General features: G+C 76.0%; 21 protein-coding genes and 1 tRNA gene. All 22 read left to right on the forward strand.

What is annotated here, in order from left to right; all coding sequences use genetic code 11:
• Window positions 1–221: 221 nt before the first annotated feature.
• The 22 genes from ACFEMC_RS08350 to ACFEMC_RS08455 all read left to right on the forward strand — a co-directional run bounded on the left by ACFEMC_RS08350 (window position 222) and on the right by ACFEMC_RS08455 (window position 19442).
• Window positions 222–2804, forward strand: coding sequence for an AMP-binding protein (locus tag ACFEMC_RS08350; protein ID WP_380175365.1), 2583 nt, complete (start codon window positions 222–224; stop codon window positions 2802–2804).
• A 133-nt stretch (window positions 2805–2937) separates the two neighbouring features.
• The gene (locus ACFEMC_RS08355; protein WP_380175367.1) at window positions 2938–3687 is read left to right on the forward strand and encodes an SAF domain-containing protein; all 750 of its coding nucleotides are present in this window, start codon (window positions 2938–2940) and stop codon (window positions 3685–3687) included.
• Window positions 3688–3690: 3 nt separating this feature from the next.
• The gene (locus tag ACFEMC_RS08360; RefSeq protein WP_380175369.1) at window positions 3691–4512 is read left to right on the forward strand and encodes a hypothetical protein; all 822 of its coding nucleotides are present in this window, start codon (window positions 3691–3693) and stop codon (window positions 4510–4512) included.
• The gene (locus tag ACFEMC_RS08365) at window positions 4509–5831 is read left to right on the forward strand and encodes a CpaF family protein (protein WP_380175371.1); all 1323 of its coding nucleotides are present in this window, start codon (window positions 4509–4511) and stop codon (window positions 5829–5831) included. The genes ACFEMC_RS08360 and ACFEMC_RS08365 overlap by 4 nt, the downstream gene beginning before the upstream one ends.
• The gene (locus ACFEMC_RS08370) at window positions 5828–6703 is read left to right on the forward strand and encodes a type II secretion system F family protein (protein ID WP_380175373.1); all 876 of its coding nucleotides are present in this window, start codon (window positions 5828–5830) and stop codon (window positions 6701–6703) included. The genes ACFEMC_RS08365 and ACFEMC_RS08370 overlap by 4 nt, the downstream gene beginning before the upstream one ends.
• The gene (locus tag ACFEMC_RS08375) at window positions 6700–7662 is read left to right on the forward strand and encodes a type II secretion system protein (RefSeq protein WP_380175374.1); all 963 of its coding nucleotides are present in this window, start codon (window positions 6700–6702) and stop codon (window positions 7660–7662) included. The genes ACFEMC_RS08370 and ACFEMC_RS08375 overlap by 4 nt, the downstream gene beginning before the upstream one ends.
• Window positions 7663–7740: 78 nt before the next feature.
• Window positions 7741–7992, forward strand: coding sequence for a hypothetical protein (locus ACFEMC_RS08380; RefSeq protein WP_380175375.1), 252 nt, complete (start codon window positions 7741–7743; stop codon window positions 7990–7992).
• Window positions 7989–8396 carry a TadE/TadG family type IV pilus assembly protein gene (locus ACFEMC_RS08385; protein WP_380175377.1) on the forward strand — a complete coding sequence of 136 codons (408 nt, stop codon included), beginning with the start codon at window positions 7989–7991 and terminating at the stop codon, window positions 8394–8396. The genes ACFEMC_RS08380 and ACFEMC_RS08385 overlap by 4 nt, the downstream gene beginning before the upstream one ends.
• Entirely contained in the window at window positions 8393–8809 is a 417-nt protein-coding gene (locus ACFEMC_RS08390; RefSeq protein ID WP_380175379.1) for a TadE/TadG family type IV pilus assembly protein, read from the forward strand. The genes ACFEMC_RS08385 and ACFEMC_RS08390 overlap by 4 nt, the downstream gene beginning before the upstream one ends.
• Entirely contained in the window at window positions 8806–9306 is a 501-nt protein-coding gene (locus ACFEMC_RS08395; RefSeq protein WP_380175380.1) for a pilus assembly protein TadG-related protein, read from the forward strand. The genes ACFEMC_RS08390 and ACFEMC_RS08395 overlap by 4 nt, the downstream gene beginning before the upstream one ends.
• Window positions 9303–9899 (forward strand): hypothetical protein, encoded by a 597-nt coding sequence (locus ACFEMC_RS08400; RefSeq protein ID WP_380175382.1) that lies wholly within the window; start codon window positions 9303–9305, stop codon window positions 9897–9899. The genes ACFEMC_RS08395 and ACFEMC_RS08400 overlap by 4 nt, the downstream gene beginning before the upstream one ends.
• Window positions 9899–11023, forward strand: coding sequence for a hypothetical protein (locus ACFEMC_RS08405; RefSeq protein WP_380175383.1), 1125 nt, complete (start codon window positions 9899–9901; stop codon window positions 11021–11023). The genes ACFEMC_RS08400 and ACFEMC_RS08405 overlap by 1 nt, the downstream gene beginning before the upstream one ends.
• Entirely contained in the window at window positions 11020–11898 is an 879-nt protein-coding gene (locus tag ACFEMC_RS08410; protein ID WP_380175385.1) for a LysM peptidoglycan-binding domain-containing protein, read from the forward strand. The genes ACFEMC_RS08405 and ACFEMC_RS08410 overlap by 4 nt, the downstream gene beginning before the upstream one ends.
• A 52-nt stretch (window positions 11899–11950) precedes the next feature.
• A complete protein-coding gene (locus ACFEMC_RS08415; RefSeq protein ID WP_367640628.1) occupies window positions 11951–12856 on the forward strand; it encodes a ScpA family protein in 906 nt (301 codons plus the stop codon).
• Window positions 12853–13659, forward strand: coding sequence for an SMC-Scp complex subunit ScpB (gene scpB / locus ACFEMC_RS08420; RefSeq protein ID WP_380175387.1), 807 nt, complete (start codon window positions 12853–12855; stop codon window positions 13657–13659). The genes ACFEMC_RS08415 and scpB overlap by 4 nt, the downstream gene beginning before the upstream one ends.
• Entirely contained in the window at window positions 13656–14681 is a 1026-nt protein-coding gene (locus tag ACFEMC_RS08425) for a pseudouridine synthase (protein WP_380175389.1), read from the forward strand. Before scpB ends, ACFEMC_RS08425 begins: the two co-directional genes overlap by 4 nt.
• Before the next feature lie 47 nt (window positions 14682–14728).
• The gene (gene aroH, locus ACFEMC_RS08430; protein WP_367640630.1) at window positions 14729–15091 is read left to right on the forward strand and encodes a chorismate mutase; all 363 of its coding nucleotides are present in this window, start codon (window positions 14729–14731) and stop codon (window positions 15089–15091) included.
• Between the two features lie 15 nt (window positions 15092–15106).
• A complete protein-coding gene (locus ACFEMC_RS08435) occupies window positions 15107–16219 on the forward strand; it encodes a prephenate dehydrogenase (protein ID WP_380175391.1) in 1113 nt (370 codons plus the stop codon).
• Between the two features lie 100 nt (window positions 16220–16319).
• Window positions 16320–17066 (forward strand): (d)CMP kinase, encoded by a 747-nt coding sequence (gene cmk / locus ACFEMC_RS08440; protein WP_380176680.1) that lies wholly within the window; start codon window positions 16320–16322, stop codon window positions 17064–17066.
• Window positions 17063–17827, forward strand: coding sequence for a lysophospholipid acyltransferase family protein (locus tag ACFEMC_RS08445; RefSeq protein ID WP_380175393.1), 765 nt, complete (start codon window positions 17063–17065; stop codon window positions 17825–17827). The genes cmk and ACFEMC_RS08445 overlap by 4 nt, the downstream gene beginning before the upstream one ends.
• Before the next feature lie 59 nt (window positions 17828–17886).
• Window positions 17887–19326, forward strand: coding sequence for a ribosome biogenesis GTPase Der (gene der / locus ACFEMC_RS08450; RefSeq protein ID WP_380176682.1), 1440 nt, complete (start codon window positions 17887–17889; stop codon window positions 19324–19326).
• A gap of 42 nt (window positions 19327–19368) precedes the next feature.
• Window positions 19369–19442, forward strand: a tRNA-Pro gene (locus ACFEMC_RS08455).
• Window positions 19443–19476: the final 34 nt, after the last annotated feature.

Consider the following 19476-nt stretch of genomic DNA (forward strand, 5'->3'; position numbering starts at 1 on the left):
CCCGCAGCGTAAGGGTTTCGGGTCTCTTCGATGGCTCCCCGTGCAGTTCGTGAGACTGTCGGTGACAGTTCGTCCCCCGGTCGGTCCTGATCTGCGGAGAACCCCCGCAGAGGGCCGCCCGAGGGGGTAGCGACGGGCTAGTGTGCCGCCCACGAGACCGGTCTGCTGGGCCGGTCGGGGGAGGGGGCTCACCCGTGGGGGATCACGCAGGGACGGACGTCGTGGGCGCTGGGTTCACGAGGTTCTCCGAGGAACACGCGCAGGGGCAGTTGCTGCCGCGGATCGTCGACGTCGCGCTGGCGCGCGCCGACGAGGTGGTCGTGGCCGACCCGGCCACGCGCCTCACCGGCGCCGGGCTGCTGCAGCGGGCCGCCCTCGTGCGCGAGGCCGTCTTGGCGCACCACCGCGCCGACGACCGCGATCCCCAGGAGGTGCCGGTCGCCGTCCTGCGCGGTCACGACGCGGGGGCCGTCGCGGCCGTCGTGGGCGTGGTCGCCTCCGGCCACCCCGTCGTGGTCCTGGACCCCACCACCCCCGCCGTCCGGCTGCGGCACTACGTGGACGCCGCCGGCGCGACGCTCGTCGTCAGCGACGCGGAGCGCCGCGGGACGGCGACGGAGGTCGCGGGGACGGTCGTGGACCCGGACTCGCACGTCGGGGCGCAGGACGCCTCGGACCACCTGGCCGCCGCCTCGGCGCTGCTGACGCGCACGGCCGCGCCCGACGACGTGGCCGTCATCGTCTACACGTCCGGGTCGACGGGGAAGCCCAAGGGCGTCGCCTGCGACCACCGCTCGATCCTGCACGACACGTGGGTCAACTCCGAGGCCACGGGCGCCTACCCCGCGGGCAGCGTCGTGGCCCACCTGCTGCCCATGGCCTTCAGCGCCGGCACGACCCCCACGCTGGCCGGTCTGCTCGCCGGGTCCCGCCTGGAGCTGTTCGACCCCCGCCGCCGGTCGGTCACCGAGCTGCCCGCGTTCCTGCGCGAGGTGGGGGCGGACGTGCTGCTGGCCTCGCCCGCCATCCTGCGCGGCATGGTGACGACGCTGGGGCCGACGGGCCGCCTGACCGGGCTGACGACGGTGACGATGGCGGGGGAGACGGTGCACGGCGCCGAGCTGTCCGCCGTGCGCCGCGCCGTCGGGCCGGACTGCGTCCTGCGCAACCGCTACGGCTCCACCGAGACGTGGCTCATGACCGAGTACGCGATCAGCGGCGACGACGAGGCGCCCGAGGGGGCCACCCCCGTGGGCTGGGCCGTCCCGGGTGCGCGTCTGCAGGTCGAACTGGAGGACGGGACGTTCGCCGACACCGGGACGGGCCGGGTCGTGCTGACGTCCCGCTGGCTCGGCGGCCGCTACTGGCAGAACCCGGAGAAGACCGCCGAGGTGTTCGCCGACAACCCCGACGGGTCCCGGACGTTCCGCACCAGTGACGTCGGCACCCTCGGTCCGGACGGCTGCCTGCGCCTCCTCGGCCGCAGCGACCACAGCGTGAAGATCCGCGGGCTGCTCGTCGAACCCGGCGAGATCGACGCGCTCCTGTTCGCCCAGCCGGACGTGCGCGAGGCGCTCGTCGTGGGTCGGCCGAACCCCCGCACCGGGCGGACTGGTCTGGTGGCCTACGTCGTCCCCGAGGGGTCCCGGCCGCAGGCCTCCGCCGTGCGCGCCGTGGTGCGCGAGAACCTGCCCTCCCACATGGTTCCCGAGCACGTCGTGTTCCTCGACGCCCTGCCCCGCACCGAGCGCGGCAAGCTCGACCGTTCCCAGCTGCCCGAACCCCCGCGCAGCAGCGCCCCGTACGAGGTGCCGCGCTCGAGCTGGGAGGAGGTCGTCCACGAGCAGTTCTGCGCCGTCCTGGAGCTCGAGGGCATCTCGGTCTTCGACGACTTCTTCGAGCTCGGCGGTGACTCCCTGGCGGCCGAGGCGCTGGTGAGCCGCATCGAGTCCCTGGGCGCCGACGGGGTGAACACGACCGGTGGGACGTCCATCGTGGCGGCCGCGCCGACCGTGGCCTCCTTCGCGGTGGCCGTGCGGTCGCAGACCCGCAGCGCGCGCCCGACGCTCGTCCCGCTGCGCACGGAGGGCGAGGGCCGGCCGTTGTTCCTCGTCGCGGGGGCCGGCGGCGCGGCCCTGGCCCTGCGCACCCTGGCCCAGCGCCTGGCGCCCGGGTTCCCCGTCCTCGGCTTGCAGGCCAACGGGTTGGAGAACCGGGCGCTGCCGGACTGGTCGGTCGAACGGATGGCGAAGCGCCACGTCGCGACCGTGCGTGAGCAGCAGCCGCAGGGGCCGTACCGCCTCGCGGGGCACTCGCTGGGGGGCCTCGTCGCCCTGGAGATGGCCCACCAGTTGCGCCAGGCGGGCCAGGAGGTCGAACTCCTCGCGGTGCTGGACTCCTTCCCCCCGAACCCGGCGCTCGTGCCGGTACCCCAGTACCCCGGGCTGCAGGCCAAGGCGAAGGAGGCCCTGTCGCTGGCGCTGACGGGGATCAAGGCGCACCCGGGCCTGGGGCACTACGTGCGGTTCTTCCGGCAGGGGAACTTCCTGCAGCGCCGGTACACGACGGACGTCTACCCCGGCCGGACGCTCGTCGTCGTGGCCGCGGACGACGTCGACGCGCCCGCGCGCCGGCAGTGGGAACCCCACCTCAGCGGCAGTTTCGACATCGTCCCGGTCCCCGGGGAACACATGTCGATCCTGCGCGACCCGCGCGTCGACGCGGTGGCCCGGGAGCTCTCGCGCGAGATCGCCGGCGAGCGCTCCGACGTCCGGGCGGCGTCGGAGGAACTCGCCGGGCACTGATCCGGGGGCTCACCCGAAGCGCGGGCACAGGGTCACCGCCGGTTCCGCCGGCCGGGTGAACGGGCTGTTCCGGACGGCGGAACCCCTCGCGGAACGTCATCGCGGCCGGGCTGCCGCTGGCACCGTCGAGGACATGCCCACCGCCTCTCCGTCGCTCCCGCACGCCCGGGTGCCCGCCGTCCCCGCGGGCCGTCCCGCGACCGGTCCCCGCCTGCCGGGACCGGTCCGGGAACGCCGTCCGGCACTGGCGGCCCTCGGCCTCGTGCTCGTCGTCGCGGGCGCGCTCGGCAGCGCCGTCGTGGTGCACCGGACCGGTGAGCGGGTCGACGTCCTCGTCGCCCGCCACGACATCGCGCCCGGGCAGCTCGTCACGGCCACGGACCTGCGCACCGCCCGCGTGGCGGCCGACGGCGCTGCCGTCGTCCCGGCCGGTGCGCTGCAGAACTTCGTCGGGACCCACGCCACGACCCGCATCCCCGCCGACACGCTCGTCAACCGGACGATGTTCCTCGCCGGCGGCACGGTGCCCGCCGGGGCGGCCGTCGTCGGCGTCGTCGTGCGCCCCGAGCAGCGCCCGACGACGCCGCTCGTCGCCGGTGACGTCGTGCGGGCCTACCTCGTCGCCGCCGACGGGGCCACCACGGTCAGCGGCGAGCCCGCGGGGACCGTCCTGCTCGAGGCCGCCCGCGTCGTCGGCGGCAGCGCACCCGACGGCGCGGCTCCCGGCGCGGGTGACGTGACGGCGTCCGGGGCGGGCGAGGTGTCCCTCCTCGTCCCCGACGGCGACGCCGCGGCGGTCGTGGCGGCGGCCGCCGCCGGTCAGGTCGCGCTCGTCCGGCTCGCCGGGGCGACCGTCCCGTCCGTCGACCTGGCCGGGAGCTGACCGGTGGGTGTCGTGACCTTCCTGTCCGCCAAGGGGTCCCCGGGCGTGACGACGACCGCGTTGCTCGCAGCCGCGCTCTGGCCGCGGCCCGCGCTCCTGCTGGAGGCGGACCCGGCCGGTGGTGACGTCGCCGCCCGCGTCCCGGCCGCCGACGGCGGGCTCCTGGACACCTCCCGGGGGTTGCTCCCGCTGCTCACCGCCGCCCGCCGGGGCCTGGACGCCGCGGCCGTCGTGGAGCAGTCGCAGCCCGTCGCCGGCGGCAGCCGGGTCGTCCTCGGCCTGACCGGCCCGGAGCAGGCGGCCGCCGCAGGCCGGGGCTGGGCGGCCCTCGCCGCCGCCGTCGGCGACCTCGACGGGTCGACGACGGACGGCGACGTCCTCAGTGCGGACGTCCTCGTCGACGCCGGTCGGGTCGGCGCCGCGCCGGTCCACCTGGACCTGCTGCGCGCCAGCGACTGCGTCGTCCTGCTGGTGCGCGCCGACGCCGCCGCGGTCCTGCACGCGCGGGACCGGCTCCGTCACCTCGGGAACGCGCTGCGCCGTCGCGACGGTCTGCTGCCCCGCACCGGGGTGGTCGTCGTCGGGGACCCCGGACGCCGCCCGGCCGACGCCGGTTCCGCCGTCGAGGTGCTGCGCGCGGTGGGGCCCTGGGTCGAGGACCTCGGACGCCTTCCCCACGACCCGGCCGGCGCCGGGGTCTTCGCCGGGGCGCCCGTGTCGCGCCCGGAGCGGACGGCGCTCGTGCGGGCCGGACGCACCCTCGTGGGCGGCCTGGCCGCCGCGCTGCCCGCGAGTTCCGGGACCGAGCGGGGGAGCGCCGCGTGAGCAGCACCCACCGCCCCGACCACGAGCTCGTCCGCCACGTCCGGCAGGCCGTCGCCGACCGGCTCACCGCGTTCCGCCGACGCGAGGACGCCGCCGGCCGGCCGCCGCTGTCGTCCGCCGACGAGCGCCAGTTCGCGCGGTCCCTCGTCGTGCAGGTCCTCGAGGACCACGCCCGCGCCGAGCTCGCCGCCGGCCGGGCCCCGCTCACCCCGGCCGGGGAGGAGTCCGTGGCCGCCGCCGTGGGCGCCGCCCTCTTCGGCGTGGGCCGGCTGCAGCCGCTGCTGGAGGACCCCGACGTGGAGAACGTCGACGTCAACGGGTGCGACCGCGTCTTCGTCAGCTACGCCGACGGCCGAGAGGAACTGCACGACCCCGTCGCGGAGTCCGACGAGGACCTCGTCGAACTCGTCCAGGTCCTGGCCGGGACCGTGGGGCTGGCCAGCCGGCCGTTCGACGCGGCGAACCCGCAGCTGGACCTCCGGTTGCCCGACGGGTCGCGCCTGTCGGCCGTCATGGGCGTCTGCCGCCGCCCGGCCCTGAGCATCCGCCGGGCGCGGCTGTCGACCGCCACGCTCGCCGACCTCGTGGCCTCCGGCACCATGACCGAGGACCTCGCGCAGTTCCTGCGGGCCGCCGTCCGCGCCCGGAAGAACATCATGATCGCGGGGTCCACGAACTCCGGGAAGACGACGCTGCTGCGGGCGCTCGCCGCCGAGATCGGCCCGCACGAACGGCTCATCACCGTCGAACGCGCCCTGGAACTCGGCCTCGACGCCCAGCCCGGGCACCCGAACGCCGTCGCCTTCGAGGAACGGTTGCCGAACTCCGAGGGGCAGGGCGCGGTGACGATGGCCGACCTCGTCCGCCGCTCGTTGCGCATGAACCCCAGCCGCGTCATCGTCGGCGAGGTCCTCGGCGACGAGATCGTCACGATGCTCAACGCCATGAGCCAGGGCAACGACGGTTCGTTGTCGACGATCCACGCGAACTCCTCCGCCGAGGTGTTCAACCGCATCGCGACCTACGCCCTGCAGGCGTCCGAACGCCTGCCCGTGGAGGCGACCCACCTGCTGGTCGCGGGCGCCGTCGACTTCGTCGTGTTCCTGCACAAGCAGAACACCCACCACCTCGGCGGCGGGCTGCGCCGCGTCGTGGCGAGCGTGCGCGAGGTCACCGGCGTCGACGGCCGGGTGCTCAGCTCGGAGGTCTTCCTGTCCGGCTCGGACGGGACGGCCCGGGCGCACGCCCCGCTGCAGTGCGCCGACGACCTCGCCGCCGCCGGCTACGTCGCCCCGGCCGTCGAGCGGTGGGCCTCGTGAGCGGTGTGCTGGAACTCCTCGCGCCCGAACTCCTCGCAGCCCTCACCGCGACCGTCGCCGGCGGCGGTGTCCTCCTCGCCGTCGTCGGCGTGCGCGGCCGGGCCGGCGGTCCCGGTTCCCGTCCCGGCCGCCGGTGGTCCGGCTCCGGGCGGCGCGTCCTGCTCGCCGTCGGCGCCGGGGTCCTCGCCCTCGTCCTGACCCGCTGGGTCGTCGCCGGGGTCGGCATCGGGCTGCTCGTGGCGGGCTGGCACCGGCTGCTCGGCGGCAGCGCGCAGGAACAGCGCGGCACGGCCCGCATCGAGGCCCTCGCCACGTGGACGGAGTCGTTGCGCGACACCATCGCCGGCGCCATCGGGCTCGAACAGGCCATCCCGGCCACGACCGCCACGTCGGCGCCGGCCCTGCGACCGGCCCTGAACCTCCTGGTCGACCGCCTCCGGGTGCGCGAACCGCTCCCGGACGCGTTGCTGCGCTTCGCCGACGACGTCGACGACCCGAGCGCCGACGTCGTCGTCGCCGCCCTCGTCCTCAACGCTCGGTTGCGCGGTCCGGGGCTGCGCGACGTGCTGACGGCGCTCGCGGCCTCCACCCGCGAAGAACTCGACGTCCGCCGCCGCATCGAGGCCAGCCGGCGCAGCATCCGCCGCAGCGTCCAGATCGTCCTGCTCATCGTCCTCGGCGTCATGGGCCTGCTCGCGGTGTTCAACCGGGACTACGTCGCGCCCTACGGGTCGGTCACCGGTCAGTGCGCGCTGGTCGTCGTCGCCGCGCTCCTGGTGGCCGGGCTCGCCTGGTTGCGCCGGCTCGCCCGCGTCGACCCGCACGACCGGTTCCTCGCCGTCCGGGCGGACGTCCGGGAGGTGCTCCGGTGAGCGAGTTCCAGACCGCCCTCGCGACGGGCGCCCTCGCCGGGGCCGGCCTCGTCGTGCTGACCGCGGCGCTCGTCCCGGCGCGCGAGTCCGTGGGCGTGCGCATCGCGCGGTTGGACGACGCCCGGCGTTCCGCCCACCGGCGGGTGCTGTCCGACGCCGAGGCCGCCGCCTCGACCGCGCCCGACCGCGGGGTGTTCGGTCTCTCGACCGTGCTGGGGCGGACCGTGGCGCGGCTGGGTGACCGCCTCGAGGTGCTGGCCGCCGAGCGCGGCTGGCGCCTGCGGCGGACCCGCGCCGACCTCGCCGTCCTCGGCCGCGGGACGGGGGAGTTCCTGGCCACCAAACTGCTCGCCGGGTTGCTCCTGCTGCTGCTCGTCCCGGTCTGCTGGGCCGTCCTGCGCACGTGGGGGGTACCCCTCCCGGGTGGGGTTCCGCTCGCGCTCGCCCTCCTGCTCGGCGTGTCCGGGTTCCTCGTGCCCGACCTCACCCTGCGGACTGAGGCGGCCCGTCGCCGCCGGGACTTCCGCCGCGTGGTCGGGGTGTTCTCCGACCTCGTCGCCATGAACCTCGCCGGGGGCCGCGGGTTGCCCGAGGCGCTGCTCGGATCGGCGTCGGTCAGCGACTACTGGGCGCTCGTCCGGATCCGCCAGGCCCTCGCCGGCGCCCGGCTGGCCGGCGGCACCCCGTGGCAGGCGCTGGGGGACCTCGGCGCGGAACTCGCCGTGCCCGAACTGGTGGACCTCGCGGGCGCGCTGGCCCTGGCCGCGGACGACGGCGCGAAGATCCGCGGCTCCCTCTCCGCGCGCGCGGCGACGTTGCGCCGCAAGGACATGGCCGAGGTCGAGGGTGAGGCGGGCGAGAAGTCGCAGTCGATGCTCGTCGCCCAGCTCGTCCTGTGCACCGCGTTCATGGTGTTCCTCGCGTTCCCGGCCGTGCACAACCTGCTGGCCACCGCGTGAACCCCACCCGCACCGCCCGCACCACCCAGACCCACACCACCCAGACCCGCACCACCCAGAACCCCGGAGGAGAGACCCATGACCCGCACGACCCGCAACCCCACGACACGACGGCCTGCACCGCTGGCCTTCCTGGTGCAGCGTGTGCGGCGCGCTGCGCAGACCGGTCGCGACGCGGGGGCCTCGGCCCTGGAGTGGGCCGTCATCGCGGCCGTCGTCGTGGTGGCCGCCTCGCTCATCGGCGGCGCGGTCTACAAGATCGTCCAGGACAAGAGCAAGGACCTGCAGACCTGCGCGACCGTCGCGGTCGGCGGTTCCTGCGGCACGTGAACCCGACCGTCGCCGCGCGCGACCGCGGTTCCGCCGCGCTGGAGATGGCCTTCATCGCCCCCGTGTTCCTGCTCCTGGTGTTCACCGGCATCCAGGTCGGCCTGTGGGCGTACGGTCGCTCCGTGGCGCTGGCCGCCGCCCGCGAGGGCGTGGCCCAGCTGCGGGTCCTGCCCGACGAGCAGTTCGCCGCCGCGGCCGACCCCGTCGTCCGCGCCCACGTGGAGCAGTTCGCCGTCACGGTCGGCCGGGAGTCCCTCCTGGAACCGCGCGCGGCGACGACCTGGACCCGCGACCGCGTCACCGTCACCGTCAGCGGGCACGTCGTGAGCCTCGTCCCCGGCCTGGACCTGCGCACGAGCCAGCAGGCGTCGGGCACCGTCGAGCGCTTCGCGGGCGCCCGGTGACCCGGGCCGGCGGTGCGCGGGACGCGGGGTCGATCGCGCTGGAGTTCACGCTCGTCGCCCCCGCCCTCCTGCTGCTCCTGGCGTTCCTGCTCGCCTGCGCCCGGTACACCTCGGCCGGCGCGACGCTCGACGCCGGCGTCCGCGACGCGGCCCGCGCGGCCACGACGTCCCGGTCGGCGACGGACGCGCAGCAGCGCGCCACCGCGGTCGTGCGTGGCGCCCTCGCGCCGGGCGCCTGCGCCGACTCCCTCGTGGTGGACCCGTTGCCGGAGTTCGTCGCGGGCCGGCCGGTGACGGTCACGGCGCGGTGCACCGTCCCCGTGGGTGACCTCGGGCTGCCCGGGATGCCCGGGCACCTCACCGTCACCAGCGCGTTCTCGTCACCGCTGGACCCCAACCGGGAGCTGTCGTGAGGCGCCTGAGGGGTGAGCTGCGAGGTCACCTGCGGGGTCACCTGGGAGGCGACCGCGGCTCGATCGCCCCGGCCGTGCCCGTGCTGGCCCTGGTCCTGCTCCTGCTGGCCGGCCTCGTCCTCGACGCGGGCCGGCAGCTCACCGCCCGCGCCCGCGCCGTGGCGTACGCCGAGGAGGCGGCCCGTGCGGGCGCCTCGGCCGTCGACCTCGACGCGCCCGACCTGCGCCTGCTGCCGCAGGACCAGGTCGCAGCGCGCGTCACGGCCTACTGCACCGCGGTCGCCGCCTCGGGCGCGCCCCTCGTCGACCCGGGGTCCTGCTTCCGCGGCACGACCTCGGTCGGGGACCCCGCGGGGCGCCCCACGGTCGTGCGCGCCCACGTCGACCTCGTCCTGCCCACCTCGCTGCTGGGGATCGTCGGCGTCCACGAACTGCGGGCGTCCGGCGACGGCAGCGCCCGCCCCTTCGAAGGAACCCGAGAGGAGGACGCCCGGTGAACCGGCACTCGTCCACGAGGTGGTGGCCGGCCTTGACGGCGGTCCCCGCCCTCGTCCTGGCCGGGTGCGGCCAGCCGGCCGCCCTCGCCCCGCCCACCGCGCCCGCCACCCCGCCGACGGCCACGGCCGCTGCCGGCCCTGTCGCGGCCACCGCTCCGGTGCCGACCGCCGGCGCCGGGGAGCCCGGACCCGTCGACGCGGTGCGCGAGCACCTGCGCCAGCAGGCCCGCGCCGTCAACGCCGGCACCGCCGACCCGGCGCAGGTCCCCGGCTTCACGGCCACCCTGACCCCGGCGGCGCGCGCCTGGGCGCTGCCGCTGCTCGCCGCCAACCTGGGCGACCGGATGCCCGGTCCGTACCCCTCCGGCGTGCTCGGGCAGCGGACCGCCGGACCCGACCGCGTCGAGCTGCGCCTGTGCCTGCAGGACCGCGGCTGGCAGGTCGACGCCGCCACCGGCACCCCGCTGAACGCCCCGCACTTCGGCACCGCGACCGCCGTCGTCGTCCAGGCCGACGGGCGCTGGCTCGTCGACGACCTGGCCGCCGACGGCGGCACCTGCGCGGCCGCCGACGTCACCGTGGAGCGGTTCTGATGCGGGCCCGCACCCTCGTGGTGGCGCTCGCGGTCGGGCTCAGCGCCCTCGCCGCACCGGGGGACGCCCGGGCGGCCGAGGCCGGCGCGGCCCGGTCGCGGTCGGCCGGCGGCGACGTCCACGGCACGGCCGGTTCCTGCGCGCTGTGGTCGAGCGCCGCGGGTGCGTACGGCATGCGCTGCGCCGGGGGCGGGACCGCCCGCAGCTACGCCGAACTCCTCGGCGGGGCGCCCGTGCCGGCCTGCTGGCTGCTGCCCGCCGGCAGCGAGCACGACCTCACCCCGGCCGACGCCCGGCCCGTCGACCTGGGGCCCGTCCCGACGTCGCAGCCCCCCGCCGTCCCTGAGCCGGTCCCTGCGCCGGACCCCTCGCCGACCCCGGTCCCGACCACCACCGCGGAACCCACCGGAACACCCACCGGAGTTCCCACGGCGGTCCCCGCACCGGTCGTCCCGCCCCCCGTGGACCTGCCCGAGCAGTTCCTGCGCGTGTGCCTCAGCCCCGCTCCGGACGCGCGCACCCTCGCGCCGGCGTGGGACACGACGCTGCTCACCTCCACCGTGACGCTCCTGCGGCGCGACCCGGGACGGCCGCGGTTCTGGTGGGAGCTCACGGCGGGTCAGCGGCGGTACGCGACCCGTGCCGAGGCCCGCGGCGGCATCGTCGAGGGGACCCTCGCGACGACGCCCTCGCGCACCCCGCGCATCGGCCAGACCGTCGGGTTCTCCGCCGTCGCCGCGGCGGCACCGACGATCGCGCTGGGCCGCAGCCGGATGCGCGGAGTGCTCACCTCCCTGGAGGTCCAGCCCGGTGAACCCGGCCGCCGGCCCGTCACGTGCACGGGACCCGGACGGGAACTGCGGGCGGGGGAGGGCGACCGCACCGGCCCGGACGTCTGCTCGTTCCGGTACGAGCGCACGTCGGCGGCCGGCACGGGACAGGCCCCCGACACCTGGGCGGTCACCGGCACCGAGACCTGGCGCATCGAGAGCAGCGCCGACGAGGGCGCCACCTGGGACGTCCTGCGCGAGGTCCGCCGGTCGGTGCGCGTCGACCTGCGCGTCACCGAGGTCCAGACCCTCGTCGTCCCCGTCAGCCCCGTCACAGCGGAGGGAAACCCGTGACCACCCCCACCACCCCGCACGAGAGAGCGCGGCGCCCCGGCGACCGGCTGCCGCGCGCCGCGTCGAGCCGCGGTGCCCGCACCGCGGAACTGCTGCGCGGGACCGCCGCGGGCACCGTGCTCCTCGCCGTCCTCGCCGGCGTGCCCTGGCTCCTCGTCACGGTCGTCGGGAACCCCCTGCCGACCACCGCGCCGCACCGCGGGTGGCTCGACGCGGAACTGTCCACGTCCGCGCTGCTCGACGTCCTCGCGGTCGTCCTCTGGCTGCTGTGGCTGCACTTCGCGGTGTGCGTCGTCGCCGAACTGCACGCCTGGGCGACGGGTGCGCCCACCCCCCGCCCCGCCCTCGGCGGCCCGGCGCAGCTCCTGGCCCGGCGTCTCGTCGCCGCCGCGCTCCTCGTCACGGCCGGCGGGATCCCCCTCGCCGCCCCCGCGCTGGCGACGCCGGCACCCGCCGCGGTCGGCGTGGCCACGGCGGCACCGGACCCCGGGTGGGGTGGCGGGCACGAGGCCGGTGCGGCACGGCCCACCGCCGGAGCGCCCGCCGCGGACGAGGCCCCGGACCCGGCGTGGACGGCGCCCCCGACGCCCGGCGCCGGAACGGGCGCGGACACGGGGCTGGTCGCCTACGTCGTCCAGCCGCCCCAGGGACGCCACCACGACTGCCTGTGGGACATCGCCGAGCGGACGCTCGGCGACCCCCTGCGCTACCGGGAGGTCTTCGAACTCAACCGCGACCGCGTGCAGGCCGACGGTTCGCGCCTCGTGGACGCCGACCTCGTCCGTCCCGGCTGGACGCTGCTGCTGCCGGCCGACGCCGTCGCGCAGTCCGCGGCCGACCCGGGCGGGGCCCCCCAGGGGGCCGGGCGGCCGTGAGGCGCACGGTCGCGTGCGCCGACCCGGGGCCGGCGGTCGCTACCGTGTCCGCGTGAGCGCCCCCGCCCCGACCCCCGCAGCGGACGTCAACCCGCTGACCGGCCGCCGCGGGTTCACCGTCTCCCTGCCGAACTTCTCCGGCCCCTTCGACCTGCTGCTCGGGCTCATCACCAAGCACCAGCTCGACGTCACCGAGGTCGCGCTCGCGCGCGTGACCGACGAGTTCATCGCGCACATCCGCGCCGCGCAGCGGGCCGCGAAGGACGGCGGTGCGGACTGGGACCTCGACGAGGCCAGCGAGTTCCTGCTCGTCGCCGCGACCCTCCTCGACCTCAAGGCGGCCCGGCTGCTGCCGGCCGCCGAGGTCGAGGACGCCGAGGACCTCGCCCTGCTCGAGGCGCGCGACCTGTTGTTCGCCCGGCTGCTGCAGTACCGCGCCTACAAGCAGGTCGCGGCCCTCCTCGGCGACCGGTTCGCCGAGGCGTCCCGGCGCGTCCCGCGAGCCGTCGCCCTCGAACCGCACTTCGAGAAGCTGCTGCCCGAACTCGTCCTCACGGTCAGCCCGGAGCAGTTCGCCGCCGTCGCAGCCCGCGCCCTGACGCCGAAACCCGTCCCCGTCGTGGGGCTGGACCACCTGCACGCCAGTGCGGTGAGCATCCGGGAACAGGCCGTCCTCATGGTCGACCGGTTGCGGCGCAACGGCACCGCGACCTTCTCCGACCTCGTGGCCGACGCCGGGGAGGGGGAACTCGGAACCCTGGTCATCGTCGCGCGGTTCCTCGCGGTGCTGGAACTGTTCCGCGAACGCCGCGTCCGGCTGGAACAACCCGAGGCGCTCGGGACGCTGACCGTCCGGTGGGACCCGGACGCGGAGGCGAACCAGGGGGCTGCGGCCGCGGCGGTGCCGTCGGGGTTGGACGAGTTCGAGGGATCGGCCCAGGAGGGGAGTGCGTCGTGACCGACGTCACGCAGGACGTCACGGAGGACGTGAGGGAGGAGCCCGACGAGAACGGGGCCGGGGAGGACGCCGGTCGCCGCGTGCGGTCCGCGATCGAGGCCGTGCTCATGGTCGCCGACGAACCCGTCGCCGTCCGCGCGCTCGCGCGGGCGACGGGGGAGCAGCCCGACGAGGTGGACCTCCTGCTGCGCGAGCTGGCGGGGGAGTACTCCGAGCAGGGCCGGGGTTTCGAGCTGCGCGAGGTGTCCGGGGGCTGGCGCATGTACTCGCGCGCCGAGCACGCCGACGTCGTCGAGGCCTTCCTGCTCGACGGGCAGACGGCCAAGCTGACCCAGGCCGCGCTCGAGACGCTGGCGATCGTCGCCTACCGCCAGCCCGTCAGCCGGGCCCGCGTCTCGGCCGTCCGCGGCGTGAGCGTCGACGGCGTGATGCGCACGCTCCTCACCCGTGGACTCGTCTGCGAGGCCGGGGTCGAGGCGACCTCGGGGGCGACGCTCTACCGGACCACCGAGGAGTTCCTGCAGCGGATGGGGCTGGACAGCCTCGACGAGCTGCCGCCGCTCGCGCCGTTCCTGCCCGACGAGGTGTCGCTGGACGACCTCGAGCCCGCCGAGGTCCTCGCCGAGCCCGTCCTCGAGCCCGTTCTCGAGGGCGCTGACGAGCGGGTGGTCGAAGCCGCCGCCCCGGTGGGAGATGATGGAGGGTCGGCGGACGGCACCTCAGCGGACCCGCACGCCCCCGACCAGCACGTCCACGACCAGCACGGCGACCCAGCACCCCAGCAGCAGGAGGACCAGTCATGAGCCCGCAGGCACCCCGCGGCGGCGGCGGCCGAGGGCAGGGCCGCCCCCAGCGACCCGCGACGGGTCGCGGCAAGGGCCCCCAGGCCGGTGGTGGCAAGGCCGGCGGCGGCAAGGGCGCCGGCGGCCGCGCCCAGGGCGGCAAGGGCGCCGGGGCGCAGGGCGGCAAGCCGCGCACCGGCGGCGCGGTGAACCGCCGCGGTGCCGCGCAGCGCATGACGGACAAGATCGCGCCCGCGCCGCAGCCGCCGCGCCGCGGTCCAGCGCCCATCCGACGGCCGGGTGCCGACGTCCACGACCCCGAGGGCGTGCGCCTGCAGAAGGTGCTCGCCCAGGCCGGGGCCGGCTCCCGCCGCGCGTGCGAGGAGATGATCGCCGCCGGCCGGGTCACGGTCGACGGCGAGGTCGTCACCGAGCTCGGGGTCCGCATCGACCCCACCCGCCAGGTCGTCCACGTCGACGGGATGCGCTTCACCATCGACGACGAGCTCGTCTACATCATGGTGAACAAGCCCAAGGGCGTCGTGTCGACCATGTACGACGAGCAGGACCGGCTGAACCTCGCCGACATGGTGGGCCCGCGCGAGCAGCGCCTGTTCCACGTCGGCCGGCTCGACCTCGACACCGAGGGCCTCATCCTGCTGACGAACGACGGGGCGCTCACGCACCGCCTGCAGCACCCGTCCTTCGGCGTCCAGAAGACCTACCTCGCCGAGGTCCGCGGGCCGGTCAAGCGCGAGCTCGGTCGCAACCTGCGCGCCGGGGTCGAGCTGGACGACGGCCCCGTCTCGGTCGACTCCTTCAAGCTCGTCGACTCCAAGCCGGGCTACGCCCTCGTCGAGGTCGTCCTGCACGAGGGGCGCAAGCACGTCGTGCGCCGCCTGCTGGAGGCCGAGGGGTACCCCGTCCTCAAGCTCGTCCGCGTCCAGATGGGCCCGATCGTCCTGGGCGACCTCAAGCCCGGGAAGAACCGCCGCCTGACGCGCGGCGAGGTCCAGCAGCTCATGGCGGTCGCGGGACTGTGAGCGGGGGAGTTCCCGGCGCTGCGTCCGGGGTCGGTACCCTTCCGCGCGTGTCGGTGAGGGCGGTCCGTGGAGCGGTGCAGGTCGACGTCGACGAGCGCGAGGAGGTGCTGGCCCGCACCCGTGACCTCGTCTCGGAGGTCATCCGCGCGAACGACCTCACCCTCGACGACTTCATCAGCGTGATCTTCACCTCGACGGCCGACCTGGTCTCGGAGTTCCCCGCCGTCGCGGCCCGCGAGCTGGGCATGGGCGACGTCCCGCTGATGTGCGCACGGGAGCTGGAGATCGAGCGGTCCATGCCGCGGGTCATCCGGCTCATGGCGCACGTCGAGACCCCGCTCACGCGCGCGCAGGTCAAGCACGTCTACCTCAACGGGGCGCAGGCTCTGCGCCGCGACATCGCGCAGTAGTCCGGACGAGACCCCGTGACCCTCGACGCCGCGGCCCCCGCCCGCACGACCGGCACCGTCCGCGTGGTCGGGACGGGGCTGCTCGGCACGTCGGCGGCCCTGGCGCTCACGATGCGCCACGTCGACGTGGTCCTCGCCGACCCCTCGCCGACGGCCGTGGCGCTGGCCCGCGACCTGGGGGCCGGCCGGTTCGCCGGAGCGGACGACGACCCGGCCCTCGTGCTCGTCGCGTGCCCGCCGGACGTGGTCGCCGACGTCGTGGCCGACGAGCTCCAGCGCTTCCCGGCGGCCGTCGTCACCGACGTCGCGAGCGTCAAGGGCGGCCCGCTCGCCGCACTCAGCGCCCGCGGCGCGGACCTGACCCGCTACGTCGGCTCGCACCCGATGGCGGGCCGGGAACGCTCGGGTGCGATCGCCGCGCGCACGGACCTCTTCGCCGGGAGGCCGTGGGTCATCGCCACGAACGACGTGGCCCGACCGTCTGCGCTGCAAGCGGTCCGCGACCTCGCCGCGGACTGCGGCGGCGTCCCCGTGACGATGCCGGCGCAGGAGCACGACGAGGCGGTCGCCCTCGTCTCGCACGCCCCGCAGGTCGCGGCGAGCCTGGTCGCCGCCCGGTTGCGGGAGGCCGCCGAACCGGCCGTGGGCCTGGCCGGTCAGGGCCTGCGCGACGTGACGCGGATCGCGGGCAGCGACCCCGCCCTGTGGTCGCAGATCCTCGCCGGCAACGCCGCCCCCGTCGCCGACGTCCTGGACGCCCTGCGCACCGACCTCGAGGAGGTCATCACCGCGTTGCGCGCCCTGGCCGAGGACCCCGTGGCCCCCGGCGCCCGGGCCCGCCTCGCCCGGGTCATCGCCGACGGTGGCGCCGGCCGGGACCGCATCCCCGGCAAGCACGGCAGCGCCCCGACGCGGTACCGCACGGTCGTCGTGGTCGTCCCCGACCGTCCCGGCGCCCTGGGCCGCCTGCTCACCGACGTCGGGGAGGCCGGGGTCAACCTCGAGGACCTGCGCCTGGAGCACTCCGAGGGGCAGGCCGTGGCGCTGGCGAGCATCGACGTCGTGCCCGCGTCCGCCGAGCCGCTCGTGGACGCGCTGCGGGGTCGCGGGTGGACGGTTCCGCGCTGACGTGCGTTCGGGGCCGGGGCCCTGCGTCGACTAACCTCGTCCGGTGTCCTCCACCCCTGCTGCCCGTGGTCCCGTCGCGTCCCCGACCGTCCACCAGGAGGTGTCCGTCGTGACCACCGCGCTGGTCGTCGCCGTCGACGGACCGTCCGGCAGCGGGAAGTCGAGCGTCAGCCGGGCGGCCGCCGCCGCGCTGCGCGTCGCGTTCCTCGACACCGGGGCCATGTACCGCGCCGTGACCTGGGCCGCGCTGGAGGCCGGCGTCGACCTGTCCGACGCCGCGGCCGTCGCCGCCCACGTGCGGACAGTCCCCCTCGTCGTGGGCACCGACCCGCAGGCGCCGACCGTGGCGGCCGTGGTGGACGGTACCGAGGTCGACCTCACCGAGGCCGTCCGCACGGACCGGGTGACCGCGAACGTCAGCGCCGTCGCGGCCGTGCAGGCGGTCCGGCAGGACCTCGTGCTGCGCCAGCGCACCCTCATCGAGGCCGCCTGCGTCGACCCCGAGCCCGGCCGCGAGCCGGGGATCGTCGCCGAGGGCCGCGACATCACCACGGTCGTCGCGCCCGACGCCGAGGTCCGCATCCTGCTCACGGCCGACGAGTCCGTCCGCCTCGCGCGCCGGGCCCGGCAGGACCTCGGGTCGGCGGACACCGACGCCCTGGAGGCCACCCGGCGCGGTGTCGTCGAGCGCGACCGCGTCGACTCCCGGACGACGGCCTTCACGACGGCCGCCGACGGGGTCGTCACCGTGGACTCCACGGCGCTGGACTTCGAGGGGACCGTCGCGGCCGTGCTCGAGGTCGTCGAGGGCCAGGCGCGTGCGGGCCGGACGGGGGGCCCCGCGTGAAGCTGCGTCCCCACTCCGCCCCCGCCGGCGGATCGCTGCCGGGGGAGCCGTTCGCCTGGACCCGTGGCGTCGGCAAGGTCTTCGCGCACGGCGTGTGGAACTCCCGCGTCCTGGGCGCCGAGAACGTGCCGACGACCGGCCCGGTCCTCTTCGCCGCGAACCACGCCTCGATCATGGACGGGCCGCTGCTGTTCGGCGTGACCCCGCGGCCGGCGCACTTCCTCGTCAAGAGCGAGATGTTCACCGGCTCCCCGCTCAACCGGTTCGTGGGCTGGTCGCTCCTGCAGGCCGGGCAGATCCCGATCGACCGCACCCGTGGCGACCGGGACGCCCTGCAGTCGGTGCTCGCGGTCCTCGCCGCCGGCGGCGCGGCGGGGGTGTTCCCCGAGGGCACCCGCGGGCGGGGCGACGCGGCGAGCGTGCGCTCGGGCATCGCCTGGATCGCGCTGCAGTCCGGTGCTCCCGTGGTGCCCGTGGCGTGCCTCGGCGCCCACCTTCCCGGTGAACCGCGCCGGTCCGTGCCGCCCGTGCGGCGGCGGCTGACGTTCTGCTTCGGCGAACCCTTCACGGTCGTCAAGGAACCCGGCGTCCCCGGCCGGGTCGCCCTCGCCGCCGCCGTGGAGCAGGTGCGCGTGAAGCTCTCCGGTCACGTGCTGGACTCCCTGCAGCGCACCGGCATCCAACTCCCCGATGACGACGCCGCCGACGAGCTCGGGCTCGGCGAGATGGCGTCCGACGACGTGCCAGGAGGCACCCGGTGACCCCCACCGACGACCCGCAGGAACCCTTCGAGACCGACGCGGCGGCCCCCGCGGACGAGATGGACGAGAACGTCGGGCAGGCGCTGCGCGTCGGCCTCGACGAGTACGACCTGTCCGAGGAGGACGTCGCCCTCCTCGACGCCGACGGCATCCCCGTGGAGGACGAGACGCCCGACGGGCCGCTGCCCGTGCTGGCCGTCGTCGGCCGCCCGAACGTGGGCAAGTCGACCCTCGTGAACCGCATCATCGGCCGCCGCGAGGCCGTCGTGGAGGACGTCCCCGGCGTCACCCGCGACCGCGTCGCCTACCCGGCGAACTGGGCCGGCCGCGACTTCACGCTCGTCGACACCGGCGGCTGGGAGGCCAAGGCCGAGGGGCTGAACCTCGCCGTGGCCGACCAGGCCGAGCTGGCGATCGAACTGGCCGACGCGGTCATGTTCGTCGTCGACGCGACCGTCGGCGCCACCGCGAGCGACGAGCAGGTCGTGCGGCTGCTGCGCCGCTCCGGCCGGCCCGTGGTCCTCGTCGCCAACAAGGTCGACGGCCCCCGCCAGGAGGCCGACGCGACCGCGCTGTGGTCCCTCGGCCTCGGGGAGCCGTACCCCGTCTCGGCCCTGCACGGGCGCGGGACGGGCGACGTCCTGGACGCCGCCGTGAAGGTCCTGCCCGCGGTCTCGGCCGTCGGCGGCGGGTACGCCCAGCAGGGCGGCCCGCGCCGCGTGGCGCTGCTGGGCCGGCCGAACGTCGGCAAGAGCTCCATGCTGAACAAGCTGGCCGGGTCCGAACGGGTGGTCGTGCACCCCACGGCCGGGACGACCCGCGACCCGGTCGACGAGCTGATCGAGCTCGGCGGCCGCACCTGGCGCTTCGTCGACACCGCCGGCATCCGCCGCCGCGTCCACCTCACCAAGGGCGCCGACTTCTACGCCTCGCTGCGCACGCAGACGGCGCTGGAGAAGGCCGAGGTGGCCGTCGTCCTCGTCGACGCCAGCGTCCCGATCGCCGAGCAGGACATCCGGATCATCTCGACCGTCGTGGAGTCCGGTCGCGCGGTCGTCGTGGCCTACAACAAGTGGGACCTCACCGACGAGGAGCGCCGGCACTACCTCGAGCGCGAGATCGAGAAGGAGCTCGTCCAGATCCCCTGGGCCCCGCGGGTGAACGTGTCGGCGCAGACGGGCCGGCACATGGAGAAGCTGGTCCCGGCGATCGACACGGCGCTGGAGTCCTGGGAGACGCGCATCCCGACGGGCCGCCTCAACGCCTTCCTGGGCCAGATCGTGGCCGCCCACCCGCACCCCGTGCGAGGCGGAAAGCAGCCGCGCATCCTGTTCGGGACGCAGGCCTCCACCAAGCCGCCGCGCTTCGTCGTCTTCGCCAGCGGGTTCCTCGAGGCCGGGTACCGCCGGTTCATCGAGCGCCGGCTGCGCGAGGAGTTCGGCTTCACCGGCACGCCGATCGAGCTGAGCGTGCGGGTGCGGGAGAAGCGCAAGCGATGAGGTAAGGTTCTACCCGGCTCGCTCGTTGAGGGCGGGTCGATTCGGGCTGTGGCGCAGCTTGGTAGCGCACTTGACTGGGGGTCAAGGGGTCGCAGGTTCAAATCCTGTCAGCCCGACCGGATCGCAGAGCGGGTGTCCACCGACAGGTGG

Origin of the sequence: Kineococcus sp. DHX-1 (assembly GCF_042473625.1) — a bacterium.
In the GTDB taxonomy this organism is placed as follows: domain Bacteria; phylum Actinomycetota; class Actinomycetes; order Actinomycetales; family Kineococcaceae; genus Kineococcus.

Coding starts and splice junctions, on each gene's coding strand:
- ACFEMC_RS08405 (WP_380175383.1), top strand. CDS start 9,899: ATGCGGGCCCGCACCCTCGTGGTGGCGCTCGCGGTCGGGCTCAGCGCC.
- der (WP_380176682.1), top strand. CDS start 17,887: ATGGACGAGAACGTCGGGCAGGCGCTGCGCGTCGGCCTCGACGAGTAC.
- ACFEMC_RS08380 (WP_380175375.1), top strand. CDS start 7,741: ATGACCCGCACGACCCGCAACCCCACGACACGACGGCCTGCACCGCTG.
- ACFEMC_RS08425 (WP_380175389.1), top strand. CDS start 13,656: ATGAGCCCGCAGGCACCCCGCGGCGGCGGCGGCCGAGGGCAGGGCCGC.
- ACFEMC_RS08355 (WP_380175367.1), top strand. CDS start 2,938: ATGCCCACCGCCTCTCCGTCGCTCCCGCACGCCCGGGTGCCCGCCGTC.